Source organism: Campylobacter concisus, from assembly GCF_003048375.1.
GTDB lineage: Bacteria > Campylobacterota > Campylobacteria > Campylobacterales > Campylobacteraceae > Campylobacter_A > Campylobacter_A concisus_T.
This window is the reverse complement of the sequence record NZ_CP021642.1, coordinates 1,463,589-1,480,435: the sequence shown is the minus strand read 5'-3', so window position 1 is coordinate 1,480,435 and position 16,847 is coordinate 1,463,589. Positions and strand designations below refer to the sequence as shown.

Sequence of the window (16,847 nt, the reverse complement as noted above, 5' to 3'; positions counted from 1 at the left end):
GGTTTTAAAAATGTCTTTGCTTTTGCGCTATACCTAAATTTACCTTGCCTAGCAAAATTTAATCTTTCGCAGGCTCTTTTTAAAATTTACATGAAAATTTGATATGACGGGATAAATTTATCCTTTTTATCGCTCACTTCCAAACCCCTATATTCTCTCTTTTAAACCTTGCTACCATGTCTTCATCGCCACTTCGCTCGCTAATGCAAATCCACTCTTTGATATTCTTTGTCAGCCATTCGTTCTCTACTGCATATCTACACATAAACAGACCCAAATTTGCTAAGTCATTTTCATCGCCCTTTGCGTGAAAGGTGTTTTTATCAATCTTAATCAAGTCGCACTGCTTAGCAAGTTTGTCTAAATATTCATAGATCACGTCTAGCTTATACTTTTTCTCCCTTAAAACCTTTTCTTCATCGATCACGATCTTTGTGCCTAGTAGTGGGTAAGCCATTGTTTTTCCTTTAAATTTATTTTGCATTTTAGCATTTATGGTTAGTAAATTTAAGTAGAAATTTTTAGATAAAACGACTATCTGCTCTTAAAAATTTAAGAGCAGATAAATTTAGAGTGGATAGGTGAGGCAGCAGTTTCTTTTTACTTCGTCGATGTAGCTTACGTTTAAATTTAGTCCGTAAAGCTTGCTTAAATTCTCACTTCTAATGATCTCATCAACCGTGCCAAATCCAACCTCGCCATCACCCTTTACAAGAGCGACATATCCGCCAAGAAGCACGGCAAAGTCGGGATTGTGAGTGGTTAGAACGACCGAGTAGCCAAGCTCTTTTAGCCATTTGACGGTGCGTAGGAATTTATACTGGTTGCCAAAATCAAGCGCGCTCGTTGGCTCGTCAAATATAATCATCTTTGGCTGCGCAGCCATCGCACGAGCGATCATACACATCTGCTTTTGACCGCCACTCATCTGCGTGATAAAGCGATCTTCAAGATACTCGATCTCAAGCTTTTTAGTGTAAATTCTAGCGATCTCTTCGTCCTCTTTGCTAGGTCTTGCAAAGATGCCAAGGTGCGCCGCGCGACCCATTGTGATAAACTCAAGTCCGGTGTAGTCATACTCTGTAACTTCGCTTTGAGCCACGTACGCCATGATCTTAGCGCGCTCTTTGTTGCTTAGGCTATCTACGTTTTTGCCATCAAGAAAGATCTCGCCTGAAACTGGCTTTAGTGAGCCGCTTATCAAGCCTAAAGTTGTTGATTTGCCAGCTCCATTTCGACCAAGAATGGTTAAAATCTCACCTGCGCCTATCTTTAAATTTACATTTTCTAGTTTGCCAGCCCCATTTGGGTAGCTAAAGTTTAAATTTCTAACTTCAAGCATCATGCAACCTTTTTGTTTCGCCATAAAACCCAGACGAAAAATACCGTGCCGATAAAGCCAGTAAGTACGCCAAGAGGCACTTCGCTCACGCTTATGCTGCGCGCTAAGGTATCAACAAATAGCAAAAATATCGCACCCATAAATATGCTTGCAGGCATGCTTTTTATGTTATTTGCGCCAACTAACATACGCGCTAAGTGAGGCATGAGAAGTCCCACCCAAGCGACTATGCCGCTTATGCAGACGCTGCAGGCTGTAAGAAGCGTAGCGCAGATGATGATGACAGCGCGCTCAAAAGCCACATTTACGCCTAGTCTTGCTGCACTCTCGTCGCCAAGAGAGAGCAAATTTATACGCCAGCTCATGGCTATTAGCAAAATGGCGCAGATGATCATCACTGGAGCTACGTATATTAAGTTATCGCTATCAAGCTTAGCAAGGCTACCAAGCTGCCAATAAACAATGTCAGGTAGCTTTGTCTCAGGGTCTGCGACATATTTTAAAAAGCCGATTATTGAGCCCATAAGACCGCTTACGATGATACCAGAAAGAACCAGCATAAGCGTGCTCGCGCGCCCCATCATCTTAGGTATGGCTAGAGTGATAGCAACGGCTGCTAGGCCAAAGCCAAATGCAAAAATTTGTATCCAAAATAGCGATAGATCAAAGATAATGGCAGTTGCAGCTCCCACGCAAGCACCAGCCGAGACGCCAAGAAGATCAGGGCTTACTAGCTGGTTTTTAAAGACGCCTTGATAGGCTGCACCACTCACGCTAAGAGCAGCTCCAACAAGGATGGCTGCGATGATACGTGGGATGCGTAAATTTTCTATCACGTTTGTGATGTTGCTAGCTGCACCCTCGCCGTAGCCAAAGCCGTGAGCTAGCACGCTAAAGACGTCGTTAAATGGTATGTAAAATCTACCAACGCCCAGTGCGACAAAGGCGCAAACAAGCGTTAGTAGAGCTAAAAAGATAACAACTATTGAAAAATTTGCGTTTTTCATATCTTACTTACTGCTACCATCTGGATTTAGGCCTTTTAAGATATAGTCATACTCTGTGTCGGTAAGCTCGTGACCTAAAAACTCTTTATAAAACTCTTTTGTTTTTACTTTCATATCGACATCTTTAAATAGATCTGGTTGGATAGTTTTTGCTGCCCATAAAATTTGAAGTACGTTTTCAGCACCATATCTATCCCAGCTAAATACACCTTTTGGGTTGCCGTAAATTTTGCCGTTTTTAACAGCGTTTGAACCAGAGAATGCAGGGTGCTCTTTTATCTTTTTGATCTGTGCGTCTGTGTCATTACCGCCAACGATGATGATATCAGGATTTGCATTGATGATCTCTTCAGCGCTAATTTCGATCATTGAACCCTCAGTATTGATAGCATTTACACCGCCACCTAGCTTGATCCAAGTGTTTTGGATGGTGTTTGTACCATCAACTTTTAGCAAATTTGCACCACCAAGAAGGTGAAGTACTTTTGGACGTTTAGCGTCAGGGATGCTTTTTGTTCTTGCTGTTACAAACTCAGAGTTATCGTGGATTTTATTAGCAAGTTTTTCAGCTTTTTTTCTAGCATCATCAGTCCCTATGACTTCAGCTGTTGCGTAGATGCTTTTCTCCATATCTGGATAGTCTCTAAAGATCAAATTTACCGCGCTAAAGCCATTTTTGATAAGTTCATCTTGAAAATTTTTGTTATACACTATGATAACGTCAGGTGCAAGTTTAACAAGCTCTTCGATCTGAAGGTCTTTGCCGTTTAGTGCAGCTGGTAAATTTTTAAGTCTTGGATAGATGTGCTCAAACCACTTGTTGTTTTTGATCAGATCAGTTGTGGCTACAACCTTATCCATACCGCCAAGTGCTAGGATGATCTCGTTGTTTGCATTCCACAGTGCTGCGATCTTCTCAACCTTTTCTGGGACGCTTACTTTTACGCCTTGCATATCGGTTATGCTTCTAGCAGACTCAGCAGCGCTTAGGCTAAGAGCTGTAAAAAGTGAAGCAACAAGGCCTATTTTAGCCACTTTGTGCATGAAATTCATTTGCATATTTTTTCCTTTTTTCGTGTGAAATAGTTTGATTGATATGTTACTGCTATTTACATTAATATTATGTAAAATTTGCATGTTCATTGTGAAAAAATTGCATATTTTGTAAATTCATATAAAGCTAATAGGATAAATATTCTCTTTTTATTGACATATATCATTAGTCACTATTTTGAAATGAGATAAACTTTCTCCTAAATTTTAAAAAAGGAGAATTGATGCGTGAATACAAAAGATACTGGCTCGCACTTGTTGCTGTGCTGGTAGTTTGCTTTAGTATTTTAGGCTACTACGGCGTTGAGGTTTATAGAAATTCGCCTCCAGTTGTAAATTTCACTGACGAAAATGGCAAGGTCGTGATCGATAAAGAGAGTATCTATAAAGGTCAAGAGGCTTGGCAAAGCATAGGCGGTATGCAAGTTGGCTCTGTTTGGGGGCACGGGGCATATCAAGCGCCTGATTGGAGTGCGGACTGGCTTCACAAAGAGCTAGTTGCCTTTTTAGAGATCAAAGCTGATGAAATTTATCATCTAAAATACGCTGATCTGAACGCCGAGCAAAAGGCAAATTTAAAGGTTTTGCTTAAAAAAGAGTATAGAGAAAATAGCGTAAAGGACGATAAATTTATGCTAAGCGCCGATAGGCTAAAGGCGATAAGTCAAGTAGCTAGCGAGTATGCTGCACTTTTTGGAGATGATCCTAAGTTTAAATCTTTAAGAGAAGCTTATGCGATGAAAGAAAACACGCTCCCAGGTGCAAGCGACAGAGCTAATCTAAACAACTTCTTCTTTTGGTCAGCCTGGGCAACAGCTACAAACAGACCTGGCAGCGAGGCAACTTACACAAACAACTGGCCGCACGAACCACTAATCGATAACGTGCCAACAAGCGAAAATATTTTTTGGTCGATAGCAAGTGTCGTGATACTTCTAACTGGCGTTGGACTTCTTGTTTGGTTTAGCTCGTTTTACGGCAAAAAAGATGATGAAAAGCTTGAGCCAATTAGCGAAGATCCGCTTAAAAAGCTAAATTTAACTCCGTCACAAAAGGCGCTTAAAAAGTATCTTTTCGTCACGCTAGCGCTATTTGTATTTCAAATTTTAATAGGCGGCTTTACAGCTCACTACACAGTCGAAGGACAAGAATTTTATGGCATAAATTTATCAGCCTACATCCCTTATTCGCTTGCTAGAACGTGGCATATACAAGCTAGCATATTTTGGATAGCGACTGGATTTTTAGCGGCTGGACTATTTTTAGCTCCGATCATAAATGGTGGCAAGGATCCAAAATTTCAAAAGCTTGGCGTCGATCTGCTATTTTATGCGCTACTTATCCTTGTAGTTGGCAGTTTTGTGGGTGAGTATCTAGCTATTGCAAACATCATGCCTATAAATTTAAGCTTCTGGCTTGGACATCAAGGATATGAATACATCGATCTTGGACGCGTTTGGCAGATTATTTTGTTTGTCGGTCTTGTCATTTGGATGCTTCTGCTTCTTCGTGGATTTGCAGGCGGCTTTAAAAACAAAGGCGATAAAAATTTACTTGCTATCTTTGCTATGTCAGCGGTTGCAGTTGGATTATTTTACGGAGCAGGGCTATTTTATGGTCAAAGAAGTCCGCTTCCAGTGATGGAGTACTGGCGCTGGTGGGTTGTACACCTTTGGGTTGAGGGCTTTTTTGAGGTATTTGCGACAGCCTCACTTGCCTTTGTCTTTGTTTCTTTGGGTCTTGTCTCAAAAAGATTTGCGACATTTTCAACGCTTGCAAGTGCGTCACTCTTTATGATAGGTGGGATCCCAGGCACCTTCCATCACCTCTACTTTGCAGGCACTACAACGCCTATAATGGCTGTTGGTGCAAGCTTTTCAGCGCTTGAGGTCGTGCCTTTGGTCTTGCTTGGAGCTGAGGCGTATGAACACTACAAACTCCAGTTTGCTCAAAGCTGGGCTAAAACGCTTAAGTGGCCACTTTACTGCTTCATCGCAGTTGCCTTTTGGAATATGCTAGGTGCTGGTGTCTTTGGATTTTTAATAAATCCTCCGATTTCACTATTTTACATCCAAGGACTAAATACAACGCCAGTTCACGGACACGCGGCACTATTTGGTGTTTATGGATTTTTGGCACTTGGCTTTGTTTGGCTTGTGGCTACTTATTTATTTAAAGGGCAAGAATTTGATGAAAATCTGATGAAAGTTGGCTTTTGGGGACTAAATGCAGGACTTATGCTAATGATCGTGCTTTCACTACTTCCAATAGGAATTTATCAAGCATTTGCAAGCTTGGAGCAGGGCATGTGGTATGCAAGAAGTGCTGAGCTTTTACAGCAGTCGCACTTGCAAAATTTAAGATGGTTAAGGATGCTTGGCGATACGATTTTAATAATCGGCGGCATCTGCTTCTTTGCTCAGCTTTTAAAATTTATGCTTAATAAAAAGGCTTAAATTTATGGGGGCGCTTTGCCCCTTTATTTAAGCTATCTTTTCATAAAATAGTGCAAATTTAAAGGATAGAAATGATCACATTTATAAAAAGAATTTGCGTTACATTTGTTGTGCTTTTGCACCTATTTTTGGCGTTTTTGGTTGATTTTTCATTTCCGCACTACGCAAGCGTGCAGATAACTGGCGGCGACGTAAAACGCATGGATAAAGATGGCATAATAGACGCTAAAAACCCAGCCGACGGCCCTGTAAGAGATGTCTACTTCATCTACACAAAAGATGCGAAAAACGCTGAAAAAGTTATGGCTTATAGAAACGAAGATACGGCGTGGGGTTTTCCATTTTATTTTAAATTTAACTCAGCCGACATCCAAGCCAAGGCGCAAGGCTTTACAAATAGCGATAAAAACGTCACTATCAAATACTATGGATATAGAATTTCTATGCTAAATGAGTTTAGAAACGCGATCTCGATAAAAGATAGCGGCACAAGTACCAGCTGGCCTATCGCTAGCTACGTCCTTTACTTCATCTTATTTATCTCGCTTGTTATCTGGATAAGAAAGATAAACAAGGCTTTTGCGCCAAAAGTTGAAAATTTAGAGACAAAATAATGTAGGGGCTTTATCAGCCCTTTTTGTTTATAAGATCAATGAGCCTAACGTCCTCGCTTCTTACGATTAGGCTCTTTGGCAGGTCAAATTTAGCTATCACTTCGCACTCTTTCTCCCTCATCTGCCCATCATCTTTTTCGTGATCATATCCCAAGATATGTAGCAAGCCATGTGTAAAAAGTAGTGCAGTTTCGGCCTCTTCGCTGTGATTTAGCTCGGCAGCTTTTTCTTTTACCATATCTTTGTTTATGACGATTGAGCCAAGTGGGGCGTGTATGACAAGCTCAAGGGGGAAGCTTAAGACGTCAGTGGTTTTATCTATGCCACGCTCAGATCTGTTTAGCTCTCTCATCTCATCTTTGTTGATAAATAGAAGCTCAACTTCTCCAGGCGTTAGATATGAGCAAATTTGATCTAAAATTTCTGGATAACTCTCTTCGCAAAGTATCATTTTTGGCTTGTCCTTAGTAAATTTTTGTATAATTTTAGCAAATTTAAAGGGCAAAATATGAAAAAAGCAGTTTGTATAATGAGCGGCGGCATGGATAGCACGCTTTGCGCTGTGATGGCAAAGAGGGCTGGATATGATGTGGTCGCACTTCATTTTGACTATAACCAAAGAACTATGAAGCGTGAAAAGCGCGCGTTTGACGAGATCTGTGAGCGACTGGGCGTGGTTAAAAAGATAAATTTAGACGTTAGCTTCATCGCTCAAATAGGCGGAAATTCGCTAACTGATAAGAGCCTGCAGATAAGAAAAGATGGCGTTAGCAAGGACGTGCCAAACACCTACGTACCGTTTAGAAATGGCGTATTTATCTCAATCGCCGCAGCACTTGCTGAAAAAGAGGGGGCGCAGGCGATCTACATAGGCGTGGTCGAGGAGGATAGTTCTGGGTATCCTGACTGCAAAGAGAGCTTTATAAAAAGCATAAATGAGGCGATAAATTTAGGCACGTCGGCTGAGTTTTCTTGTGAGATCATCACGCCGCTTGTAAATTTAAGCAAGGCTGATATCGTCTCAAAGTCGCTTGAGCTTGGCTCACCAATAGAGCTCACATGGAGCTGCTACGAGAGCGAGGATGAGGCGTGCGGGCTTTGTGATAGTTGTAGGCTAAGGCTAAATGGCTTTAAAAAAGCAAACGCCGTTGATAAAATCCCTTATAAAAAGTGAAATTTGCCTTGAAATTTAAAAGCTAGCCACTATAAATTTAGTAGCTAGCCTAAAATTTACTCTAAATTTAGCTCGCTTATCTGTTTTGCAAGCTTCTCTTTGTACTCAGCCAAAGAGCTTTTGATGATATTTGCATAGTCATTTTGATTTACTAAAAGATACTCTTCTTTGCGTTTTACGACCGTGCTTAGCTCCTTGTTGTTTACGCTTAAAGTGGTGCTTATATCGGCATTTAGACCGACTTTTACCGCACCAAGCGTTAAGTAAGTCCAAAGTTTTTCTATCTTTGCATTGACGCTTATCGTATCCTTATCTACTTCGCTTTCATTTTTTATGACTTGGTAGCCATTACTTCTAAAGGCGTCCTCGATACGCGCCCTTACTACGCTAGTTGTCCTTTGCTTATTTTCTAAAATGACGTTCCACAGCCCTTTGCCATAGCCATTTCTCGTCCTGCCGATGTATTTTTGCTTCTCTTTTGCGCTAACTTCATTTACATTGTGCTTGTATAAAGATGGGGTGCTTGCTTGTTTTGGGTCGTTTTCAAAGGCTCTCACATCCTTGACGCTGTCGATGTAAATTTTTGTCTTTTTGCTAATGCTTGAAGGCGCTTGCTCGTCTGGCAAACTCACAAATATCCCCTTTGGAGCGCAGCCACAAAGCATAAAGACGGCAAATATCGCCAGTAATAAATTTTTCATTTTCATCCTTTAAATAAAATTTAAATGTAAATCGTTTTTTTGTAAATTTTATTAAGTCTTTGTGGTAAATTTCAAATTTATATTTTGATATCCATAATCATAAAATCTTAAACTTAACAACTAAAATTTAAATTTAACTTTCCTTGACTGCTATCAACCAAAATGGCTAGCCACCTAGGATAAAATCCGCTTAAATTTTTAAATTCACAAGGAGAAAAGATGAAAGATATGAAGATGTTTTGCCATCAGTGCGAGATGAGCGCTGAGGACGGATGCGGTGCAAAGGGCCAGCCTATGGGCACCTGTGGCAAGAGCGACACGCTAGCGCTTTTGCAAGATACGATGGTTTTTGGCTTAAAAGGCCTTAGCGCATACCGCCATCACGCACACGAGCTTGGCGCTGATACTAGCAATGTTGATCGCGTTATGGCTGATACGCTTTATTTCACGCTTACAAACTCAAATTTCAACTTCGATGAGCACATCAAACAACTTCTTGAAGTAGGCGGTGCTGGCGTTGAGGTGATGAACCTGCTAAGCGAGGCTCATACGGCTAAATTTGGCATCCCAACACCAGTTAGAGTGAGCCAAAACAAGGTCGAGGGCAAGGCGATCTTAGTAAGCGGACACAACTTGCACGCTCTAAAAGCGCTACTTGAGGCGACAAAAGATAAAGGCATCAACATCTACACTCACTCAGAGATGCTTCCAGCTCACGGATACCCAGAACTACGCAAGTATAGCCACCTAAAAGGCAACGTCGGCAAGGCGTGGTTTGACCAAACCAAGCTATTTAACGAATTTAAAGGTGCGATACTAATGACAACAAACTGCATCGTGCCACTACGCTCAAACTGCACATACGCTGACAGGCTATTTGGCTACTCGATCGCAGGCACAAACGGCGTAAAACACATCGAAAACGACGACTTCACACCACTTATCGAGTGCGCACTAGCCTGTGGCGACGTTAGTGGCTTTGATAGCGACGAGAGCCTAGTAACTGGCGGTCACTACAAAACTATCCTAACTTTAGCCCCTCAAATTTTAGACGCGATAAACACTGGTAAGATCCGCAGATTTTTCGTGATCGCTGGCTGTGACGCGCCTGGCAAGGGACGTGAGTACTATAGAGAGCTAGCTGCTAGCCTTCCAAAAGACTGCGTGATACTTACTTCAAGCTGCGGTAAATTTAGATTTAACGACATCGACTTTGGCAACGTCCCAGGCACCGAGCTACCACGCTACATCGACCTTGGCCAGTGCAACGACAGTAACGGCGCAGTTAAGATTGCTCTTGCACTAAGCGAGGCAACAGGTATCGCAGTAAATGACCTACCAGTTTCTATCGTGTTAATGTGGATGGAGCAAAAAGCGGTCATCATCTTGCTAGCGCTATTTAGCCTTGGTATCAAAAACATCAACGTAGGACCAAGCTTGCCTAAATTTTTCAATGAAGAGATCATAAATTTCTTAGTGGATAAATTTAACGTTAGACCAATTAGCGGCGACGCGCAAGCTGATCTAAAATACTTCTTAGGTGAGTAAAAAACTGCCAGGGCTTAGGCTCTGGCTCTAAATTTAAAAGAGTCCGCCTTGCTCTTTGCTTTGACTTAAGCTATCAAGTAGTTCTTCTTTTTTGCAAAGCACAAGGGCGTAGACGAAATTTTGTAGCTTCTTTATCTCGTCTAAATTTTCATAAAAAATAGCGTTTTCAACCTTTAGCGTGCTATCTTTTGGCAGGCAAAATTTAAGCTCGCTTTCGCTGAAATTTCGCCTTAGAAATATACTTTCAGTCAAAAATAGCTCCTCGTCTTCTTCAGCTATCACCGCTCTAAAACTGCTACCAAAACCAACTGGTTTAAAGTCTTTGTCGATAAATACTGGGTCAAAGTGCGATGAAATCCTGCTCTCTGTCACTTTAAAGCCGATATTGTTTTTCTTAAGATAGCCAAGAAGTCCGCAAAACATCCCAGCAAAAACTCTAGGGATGGATAAATTTTGATAGTATTTGTCATCGTAAATGAGCGTTGTAAAAAAGATCGAGCTTGGATTTAGCACGCTTATGTTTGTGTCAGTCCATGCTGTCTCGTAAAGTAGCGAGAGCCTTTGAAGTATCCTTGTATCGTCGCTAAAAAATGTGTCAAACAAATTTGCATGGAAAATTTTGTAAAAAAGCTCGGTTAAATTTTCAGGTATGACGTGGGCATTTTTTTCAAGGTGCGACTTCTCTAAAAGCGCTTTTATGAAGGGATTGACCGCGCAAAATTTGATATTTTTGTGGATCGCCTCAAAGCGCATTAGCTTGATGATAGCCGTTTGCAGGCTTGCTACCTTGATAAAGGCTATCTCATCGTCGCTTGGCGTGATCTCCTCTTCGCTGATGATAGCGTAGGCGCCTTGCTTTATCGCAGGTGCGATCTGATCGCTTTGCGTGGCGATGAGAGCGTAGCCTCGTTTTATATTTTTAGCCTCAAACGCGAAGCTAGTCACGCTTGAGATGCTTGGGTTGTTTAAAATTTGCCCATTTATTATGTGGGTTAAATTTTCTATCGTCATTTAGCCAACGATCGCGCCATTTTTGACCTTGCCCTGCGTGCCAAGAAGCGTTAGCGAGCCGTCTGATGCGCTTAGGATCATGCCTTGTGAGACATATTTTTTCATCATCGTTCGCTCTTTTAAATTTGCTAAAACGCAAACTTGCTTGCCCACAAGCGAGCTAGGCTCGTAGTATTTGGCGATGCCTGATAAAATTTGACGTGGCTGCTCCTCGCCAAGATCTATCTTAAATTTAAGCAGCTTCTCACTGCCCTCAACTCTCTCGCACTCGAGCACTTCTCCTACTTTTATCACTATTTTGGCAAAGTCATCGATGCTAATGATACCTTCTTCTTTTTTCTCCTCTTTTGGCTCAGCTTTTGCCTCTACTTTTGCTTCTTCTTTTGGCTTGCTAGCCTCGCCCATTAGCTCTTTTTCTATCCTTGGAAAGAGTGGCTCTGTAGCTTTTGCCACAAAATTTGAAATTTCATTTTTTAATACAAGACCTTCGTAAGAAGCTGTATCTATGCTAAATCCAAGCGTATCAGCTATCTTGGCGCAAGTTTTTGGCATAGCTGGGCTAAGTAGTATCGCCACTTTTGCAAGTAAATTTGCGCAAAGTGCCACAAGTGCGTTTGCCTCGTCACTTTTGCCAGCTTTTACGAGCGACCATGGCTCATACTTCGCAACGGCCGCGTTTGCAAGCGTTATAACCTTCCAAATATCCTCTAAATAGCGGTTTGTCGCTAAATTTTCTAAATTTTTAATTGCCTCATCAAGATAGCCCTTCGCCTCATCAAGCTCGGCTTTGTGAAATTTGATCACATCTTTTGAGTCGATCTTGTAGTCGCTATACTTTGCGCTCATGCCTACTATGCGGCTTAGCAAGTTGCCAAGTCCGTTGCCAAGCTCTGAGTTTATGCGCTCGATCAAGGCTTTTTGGCTGTAGTCACCATCTTGTCCAAACGGCACCTCTCTAAGCAAAAAGTATCTGAAATTTTCAAGTCCATAAGCGTTTGCGACCTCTCTTGGGTTTATGACGTTGCCCTTGCTTTTGCTCATCTTTTCGCCATCTATCGTCCACCAGCCGTGCGCTGCGACGTGTTTTGGTAGTGGCAAGCCAAGGCTCATCAAAAATGCCGGCCAATAAACCGCATGAAAGCGCAAAATGTCCTTGCCAACGATGTGTGTCGTATGCGGCCAAAAGTCCATTCTAGCGTTATCTCTTGAGTATCCTAGTGTTGTTAAGTAGTTTATGAGCGCGTCAAGCCAGACGTACATAACGTGCTTGTCGTCGTTTGCGCTCTTTGGTAGCTTTATGCCCCAGTCAAAGCTCGTTCTTGTCACAGAGAGGTCTTTTAATCCGCCTTTTACAAAGCTTACGACCTCATTTTTCTTGCCCTTTGGGATGACGCAAAGCTCGTCGTTTTCATACCATTTTAAAAGTGCGTCTTCGTATTTTGAAAGCTTAAAAAAGTAGCTCTCTTCTTTAACCAAAGATGTCACGCGGCCGCAGTCTGGACAGCGGTTGTCTTCAAGCAGGTCTCTTTGGTTGAAAAATGTCTCACAGCTAACGCAGTAAAAGCCCTCGTATTCGCCCTTGTAGATATCGCCGTTTGCTTGCATCTTTTCAAAGACATTTTGCACGGTTTGCTTGTGCTCTTCGTCGGTTGTCCTTATGAAGTGGTCGTAGCTTATCTCAAATTCATCCCAAAGCGATCTAAATTTCGCACTGATCTCGTCTGCGTACTCTTTTGGCGTCTTGCCTCTAGCGCGAGCTGCCTGCTCGATCTTTTGACCATGCTCGTCTGTGCCAGTCATGAAGTAGGTATCTTTGCCTTGCAAGCGGTTAAATCTAGCTAGTGTGTCAGCGATGATAGTCGTGTAGGCGTGGCCGATGTGTGGTACGTCATTTACATAGTATATCGGAGTAGTTATATAAGCTTTTTCTTTCATATTTTTCCTTTAAATTTAAAAATCAAATCCGCCGTCACTGCCGGTGTTGCCTTTTGACATCGAGTTGTAGCAGCTATTTACATACTCTATCCTCGTCTCGCAGTCAAAAAATGCCTCGCAGTTAAAACAGCTTTTGCGACCTTTTTGCTCTTGGCACTCTTGCATGATTTTAGCCTTTTGTTTTAGGGCTAGTTCAAATGCGTCAAGTGGCTCGTTTGCTTGTGCTTCTTGCATTATTTTTGCTCGTAAAATTTATGCAAAAGAGAAATTTCATCACGTGAGCCAAAGAAGCATGGCGTAGTTTGGTGAATTTTTTCTATTTTTATATCAAAGAGTGTTTGGTTTTTGCCGTTTGAGGTTGCGCCCTTTGCGTTTTCATATATAAAGGCAAAAGGGAGCACCTCAAAGACAACCCTTAGCTTGCCATTTGGATGATCGCTCGTTGCTGGGTAACTAAAAAGACCGCCGCCTTTTAGTAAAATTTGATGCAAATCGCTCACCATCGCACCTGAGTATCTTAGCCTGTAGCCCTCGTTAAATAGCTCGTTTATGAAGTTTCTATGCGTTTGGCTCCAGCCTTTTTGCGTAGCTCCAGTGGCGTTTAGCTTGCCTTTTTCTTTTAGCTCAAGCTCTTTTACAAATTTAAACTCGCCATCTTTGCCAAGCCTATAAAATTTAGGCAAAGCGCCCTTTTTCTCAGCAATTACTAGCTCAAGCCTTGGACCATAGATGCTGTAAGCTGCGGCTATTAAATTTTCTGGTTTTACCTCGTCTTCGTAGATGCCAAAGATCGAGCCAACGGCGAAATTTACATCAACTAAGCTTGAGCCATCAAGCGGATCGTAAGCGATGATAAATTTAGCATTTTTATTTATCTCAAGCTCATCCTCTTTCTCTTCGCTAATTAGCGCTTTTACGCATGAAAGCTGCTTAAATTTAGCTGTGATGATCTCGTCACTTTTGACGTCAAGCTTTAGCTGGGTGTCGCCAGTTGCGTTTTCGTGAGTTGTGTAGCCAAGATCGGCGTATTTTATGACCTCGCTTATCTCTTTTGCGATATCTTTAATGGTGTTAAAAATTTGGTTTAGTTCTTGCATTATACAGCCTTTGCATTTTTGATTATCCACGCACAAATGGCGTCTATATCGTCTAAATTTAGATTTGTGATCTCGTATGGGATCTGCTTTTTATAAGTGGCGATCGCGTCTGAAAAGCTAAGATATGCTTCATCAATCTCACCTCTAAAGACGCTTAGTCTTGGCAGTGGCAGTGTCTTTAGCCCCTCGACTAAGAGCATGTCAAACTCGCCGATCATCCTTATGACCTCGTCTATGCCTTGCGAGCTTTGCGAAAAGTAAGTCGTTCTAGTCGGACTCATCACGACTACGTCGGCTCCTGCCTGAGAAAATTTAAAGCTATCCTTGCCTTCAACGTCAAATTTGGCCTTGTCGCCTGGGTCGTGCTTGACTACAACGACCTTTAGCCCATCATCTATAAATTTTTTTGCTACTTTTAAGATAAGCGTCGTTTTTCCGCTGTTTGAAGGGCCAGAAAAAGCAATGGCAAGTCTTTTCATAAGAGCCTTTTTCGTTAAAATTTCTTGCGATTATAGCTCATATTGGCTTTAAAATTTATGAGTGAAATTTAAAAAATAAAATGCTAAAATGCGAGAAAATTTAATGTTTTAAGAGTTTTTTATGAGAAAATTTACACTATTTTTTATATTTATTTTGATGATATTTGGCTGCGCTGATCAAAAAGTGATCGTGCATGAGCCACTAAAAAATGAGCTTTTAGCCTACACAAGCAAGAGTGAGATCATCGATGGCACCGATAGAACGCTTATAATTGCAACCTATTTAAATCCTATATATAACTCAAATTTAGACGAGAGTAAAGAGCACTTTTTAGTAGCGATAAACCCAAAAGAGCATGCGCAAAATTTGAGCAACATAAAGGTAAATGGCGACTCAAATGCCACAAATGCAAGGCTGCTTGATGAAAGTGACGAGATGCTTAAATTTGCTGGATTTTCTATGCCTTGGGCGGTCTATTACGAAGTGACCGCACCAAGTAAGCAAAGCGACGATCTCGCACTTAGTTTCGAAATTTATCAGTCAAAGCCGGTTTTGTTAAATTTTCGAAAAGTTGCGAAATCTTTATACTGGAACCATTAAGCGCCATATAGATCACGTAGTTTGCAAGCACCTTCTTGCCGTAGTTTCTAGTCTCAGCCACTGGGACTAGCTCGATCGATAAAAACGGCTCAAATTTCCCCTCTTTAAACATATCATCTCTTGTGATGACTTTTTTGGTAAAACCGATACCGCCGTTATACGCGTAGGCCGTAAAGAGCGGATGATAAAGAAATTTATCAAGATAGTTTAGGTGATGATTTGCAAATTTAAATGCAACATCTGTTTTAAAAAGATCATCTTGATCAAAATTTGGAATTTTTAGCTCTTTTTTGCCAATCGCATTTGCAAGAAATGGCATAAACTGCATCATGCCAAGGGCGTAAGAGGTAGAAACGACACTTGGGATAAAGAGGCTCTCTTGTCTTGCTAGTGCGTAGATCATCGACTTTCGCTCAGTGCTGATGCCCTCAAGCTCAGGCGAGTTTGGCATCAAAAAGTACTGCTTCTCCCAGCCATGCGCCTTTTGCATAAAGTATGCGTATGCGCCGATGCTCTCGTTTGTGTAAAATTTCATAGCAAATTCGCTTGCTTGCGTGGCGTTCATATCTTTTGCAAGAGCTGCGGTTTTGTTCCATAAAAACGGATCGCTTACATCAAAATTTTCAATATTTTGCTTGCTAGGCCTTGGCACTATCACCTCAAGTGGCTCGCCACCGACCAAATCTCTTGCGTAAAGTGAGTAGATATTTGCATCTTTGCTAGCACTTAGCTCTTTTAAAAAGCTCTCATCGCCGCTTAGTTCATACTGCCAAAATGTGGCATTGTCTCTTTGCCAAGCCCTATCAAAGGTGTTTTTAGCTCTTGTGAAAAAACTAAATGCAACGTCATTTTGACCAAGCAAGATGGCGTTTAGCCCAAGTGTAAATGCGTCGCTTTTTTCAGTTACAGCTGGATCTATGCTAAGTAAATTTCTTCTAAAGCTTTCATATTTTTTATTAAAGACTACATCGTTTAATAAATTTGTAAAGCCCTTTTGCATGTAGAGCTTGTTCATAAAATTTGCTTCAAAATTTACGCTAAAAAGAGCACTTTTACTTTGCGGGTTTGAAGCGTTAAAAAGCTCTAAAAAGCTCTTTGTATCGTTTGCATTTGCAAAGCTAAGAGCTGGGTTTGGCTCGTTTAAAGTGCGTAAAATTCTAGCTTTTTCTGGATTTGTGCTTGCAAGATTTGCCGCTAAAATTTCACGAGTTTTGCTATCAAGCTTTAGAGAAAAGCTCATCGTTGTTAGTAAATTTTGGCAAGCCAAGCTAGCAGTTGTGATGTTGCTTGCGTTTATGCCAGGGCACTTGCTAGGGGCTGCTTTGGGAGGTAAAATTTTATTGATTGATTTTTGAACTAAGCCACTTTTTCTAAAAACGTCGCGTGAAAGCTCAGCTATCTGCTCCTTTGTGTAGCTGCCCTCGTTTATAAGGCGGTTTATATAGTAGTCTTTTGCAAGGCTTTTTGGCTCGTTTTTTAGCTCCTCGTAGGTGTAAATTTTAGCTAAAAGAGCAACATAGGCTAAAGAGAGGATACTAAAGTGACGCAGCAAAAACAAATAAAAGCCTTATTAAAAATTGATCTATGAGTTGAAGTGCTAAAAGCACGATGAGCGGGGCAAAATCGATGCCGTTAAATTCTGTTTTGATGTAGCGTCTGATGAAGCTATAAACAGGATCAGTCAGCCTGTAAAGTAGCTGCACGACTGGCGAGCTAGGATCAGGCTTGACCCAGCTAATGAGAGCCGCTGCAATGACGATCCACGTATAGACCGTGATGATGAGGTGCAAAATGTTTGCGATCGCTGAAAATAGAGTGGAAAGTATCAT

18 protein-coding genes are annotated in these 16,847 nt (G+C 41.4%); 5 read left to right on the top strand and 13 right to left on the bottom strand.

The window, feature by feature from the left end; translation table 11 throughout:
* Positions 1 to 133: 133 nt before the first annotated feature.
* From CCS77_RS07355 to CCS77_RS07340, 4 genes are all read right to left on the bottom strand, one after another.
* Positions 134 to 457, bottom strand: coding sequence for a hypothetical protein (locus CCS77_RS07355; protein ID WP_107917009.1), 324 nt, complete (start codon positions 455 to 457; stop codon positions 134 to 136).
* A gap of 111 nt (positions 458 to 568) precedes the next feature.
* Positions 569 to 1,342, bottom strand: a complete 774-nt coding sequence (locus tag CCS77_RS07350) for an ABC transporter ATP-binding protein (RefSeq protein WP_012001386.1) — start codon at positions 1,340 to 1,342, stop codon at positions 569 to 571.
* Positions 1,342 to 2,349, bottom strand: a complete 1,008-nt coding sequence (locus tag CCS77_RS07345; RefSeq protein WP_002940127.1) for a FecCD family ABC transporter permease — start codon at positions 2,347 to 2,349, stop codon at positions 1,342 to 1,344. The genes CCS77_RS07350 and CCS77_RS07345 overlap by 1 nt, the downstream gene beginning before the upstream one ends.
* 3 nt (positions 2,350 to 2,352) lie before the next feature.
* The gene (locus CCS77_RS07340) at positions 2,353 to 3,408 is read right to left on the bottom strand and encodes an ABC transporter substrate-binding protein (protein WP_107917008.1); all 1,056 of its coding nucleotides are present in this window, start codon (positions 3,406 to 3,408) and stop codon (positions 2,353 to 2,355) included.
* A gap of 218 nt (positions 3,409 to 3,626) precedes the next feature.
* Here CCS77_RS07340 and CCS77_RS07335 point away from each other — a divergent pair, with 218 nt between their 5' ends.
* Together CCS77_RS07335 and CCS77_RS07330 are read left to right on the top strand one after the other, a co-directional pair.
* Complete coding sequence (locus tag CCS77_RS07335; RefSeq protein WP_107917007.1) at positions 3,627 to 5,858, top strand: nitric-oxide reductase large subunit; 2,232 nt, start codon at positions 3,627 to 3,629, stop codon at positions 5,856 to 5,858.
* 71 nt (positions 5,859 to 5,929) lie between these two features.
* Positions 5,930 to 6,472: a DUF1523 family protein gene (locus CCS77_RS07330; protein ID WP_107917006.1), complete on the top strand. Its 543-nt coding sequence runs from the start codon at positions 5,930 to 5,932 to the stop codon at positions 6,470 to 6,472.
* 13 nt (positions 6,473 to 6,485) lie between these two features.
* On the opposite strand, the gene ybeY is transcribed toward CCS77_RS07330, so the two are convergent.
* On the bottom strand, positions 6,486 to 6,923 hold the full coding sequence (ybeY, locus tag CCS77_RS07325) for an rRNA maturation RNase YbeY (RefSeq protein WP_103645697.1): 438 nt from the start codon (positions 6,921 to 6,923) through the stop codon (positions 6,486 to 6,488).
* A gap of 24 nt (positions 6,924 to 6,947) precedes the next feature.
* Between ybeY and queC the strand changes: the two genes are divergently transcribed.
* Positions 6,948 to 7,646 carry a 7-cyano-7-deazaguanine synthase QueC gene (gene queC / locus CCS77_RS07320; protein ID WP_107917005.1) on the top strand — a complete coding sequence of 233 codons (699 nt, stop codon included), beginning with the start codon at positions 6,948 to 6,950 and terminating at the stop codon, positions 7,644 to 7,646.
* 56 nt (positions 7,647 to 7,702) lie between these two features.
* Here queC and CCS77_RS07315 read toward each other — a convergent pair whose 3' ends face one another.
* Positions 7,703 to 8,347 carry a flagellar biosynthesis protein gene (locus CCS77_RS07315; RefSeq protein WP_107917004.1) on the bottom strand — a complete coding sequence of 215 codons (645 nt, stop codon included), beginning with the start codon at positions 8,345 to 8,347 and terminating at the stop codon, positions 7,703 to 7,705.
* 219 nt (positions 8,348 to 8,566) lie between these two features.
* On the opposite strand from CCS77_RS07315, the gene hcp reads away from it, so the two are divergent.
* Complete coding sequence (gene hcp, locus CCS77_RS07310; RefSeq protein WP_021087657.1) at positions 8,567 to 9,895, top strand: hydroxylamine reductase; 1,329 nt, start codon at positions 8,567 to 8,569, stop codon at positions 9,893 to 9,895.
* Positions 9,896 to 9,928: 33 nt separating this feature from the next.
* Here the strand turns inward: hcp and CCS77_RS07305 are convergent, their stop codons facing one another.
* The 5 genes from CCS77_RS07305 to mobB are packed head-to-tail and all read right to left on the bottom strand — an operon-like array spanning position 9,929 to position 14,417.
* Positions 9,929 to 10,906, bottom strand: coding sequence for a hypothetical protein (locus tag CCS77_RS07305; protein WP_009294591.1), 978 nt, complete (start codon positions 10,904 to 10,906; stop codon positions 9,929 to 9,931).
* Positions 10,907 to 12,841, bottom strand: a complete 1,935-nt coding sequence (gene metG / locus CCS77_RS07300) for a methionine--tRNA ligase (protein WP_107917003.1) — start codon at positions 12,839 to 12,841, stop codon at positions 10,907 to 10,909.
* A gap of 15 nt (positions 12,842 to 12,856) precedes the next feature.
* Positions 12,857 to 13,075, bottom strand: coding sequence for a hypothetical protein (locus CCS77_RS07295; protein ID WP_002940116.1), 219 nt, complete (start codon positions 13,073 to 13,075; stop codon positions 12,857 to 12,859).
* Positions 13,075 to 13,938 carry a class 1 fructose-bisphosphatase gene (locus CCS77_RS07290; protein WP_002940090.1) on the bottom strand — a complete coding sequence of 288 codons (864 nt, stop codon included), beginning with the start codon at positions 13,936 to 13,938 and terminating at the stop codon, positions 13,075 to 13,077. Before CCS77_RS07290 ends, CCS77_RS07295 begins: the two co-directional genes overlap by 1 nt.
* A complete protein-coding gene (gene mobB, locus CCS77_RS07285) occupies positions 13,938 to 14,417 on the bottom strand; it encodes a molybdopterin-guanine dinucleotide biosynthesis protein B (protein WP_021092954.1) in 480 nt (159 codons plus the stop codon). Before mobB ends, CCS77_RS07290 begins: the two co-directional genes overlap by 1 nt.
* 121 nt (positions 14,418 to 14,538) lie before the next feature.
* Between mobB and CCS77_RS07280 the strand changes: the two genes are divergently transcribed.
* On the top strand, positions 14,539 to 15,018 hold the full coding sequence (locus tag CCS77_RS07280) for a hypothetical protein (protein ID WP_035145228.1): 480 nt from the start codon (positions 14,539 to 14,541) through the stop codon (positions 15,016 to 15,018).
* Here the strand turns inward: CCS77_RS07280 and CCS77_RS07275 are convergent.
* Together CCS77_RS07275 and CCS77_RS07270 are read right to left on the bottom strand one after the other, a co-directional pair.
* Positions 14,939 to 16,576, bottom strand: a complete 1,638-nt coding sequence (locus CCS77_RS07275; RefSeq protein WP_107917002.1) for a lytic transglycosylase domain-containing protein — start codon at positions 16,574 to 16,576, stop codon at positions 14,939 to 14,941. The two genes, CCS77_RS07280 and CCS77_RS07275, sit on opposite strands and share 80 nt — an antisense overlap.
* Entirely contained in the window at positions 16,554 to 16,847 is a 294-nt protein-coding gene (locus CCS77_RS07270; protein WP_021089641.1) for a YggT family protein, read from the bottom strand. The genes CCS77_RS07275 and CCS77_RS07270 overlap by 23 nt, the downstream gene beginning before the upstream one ends.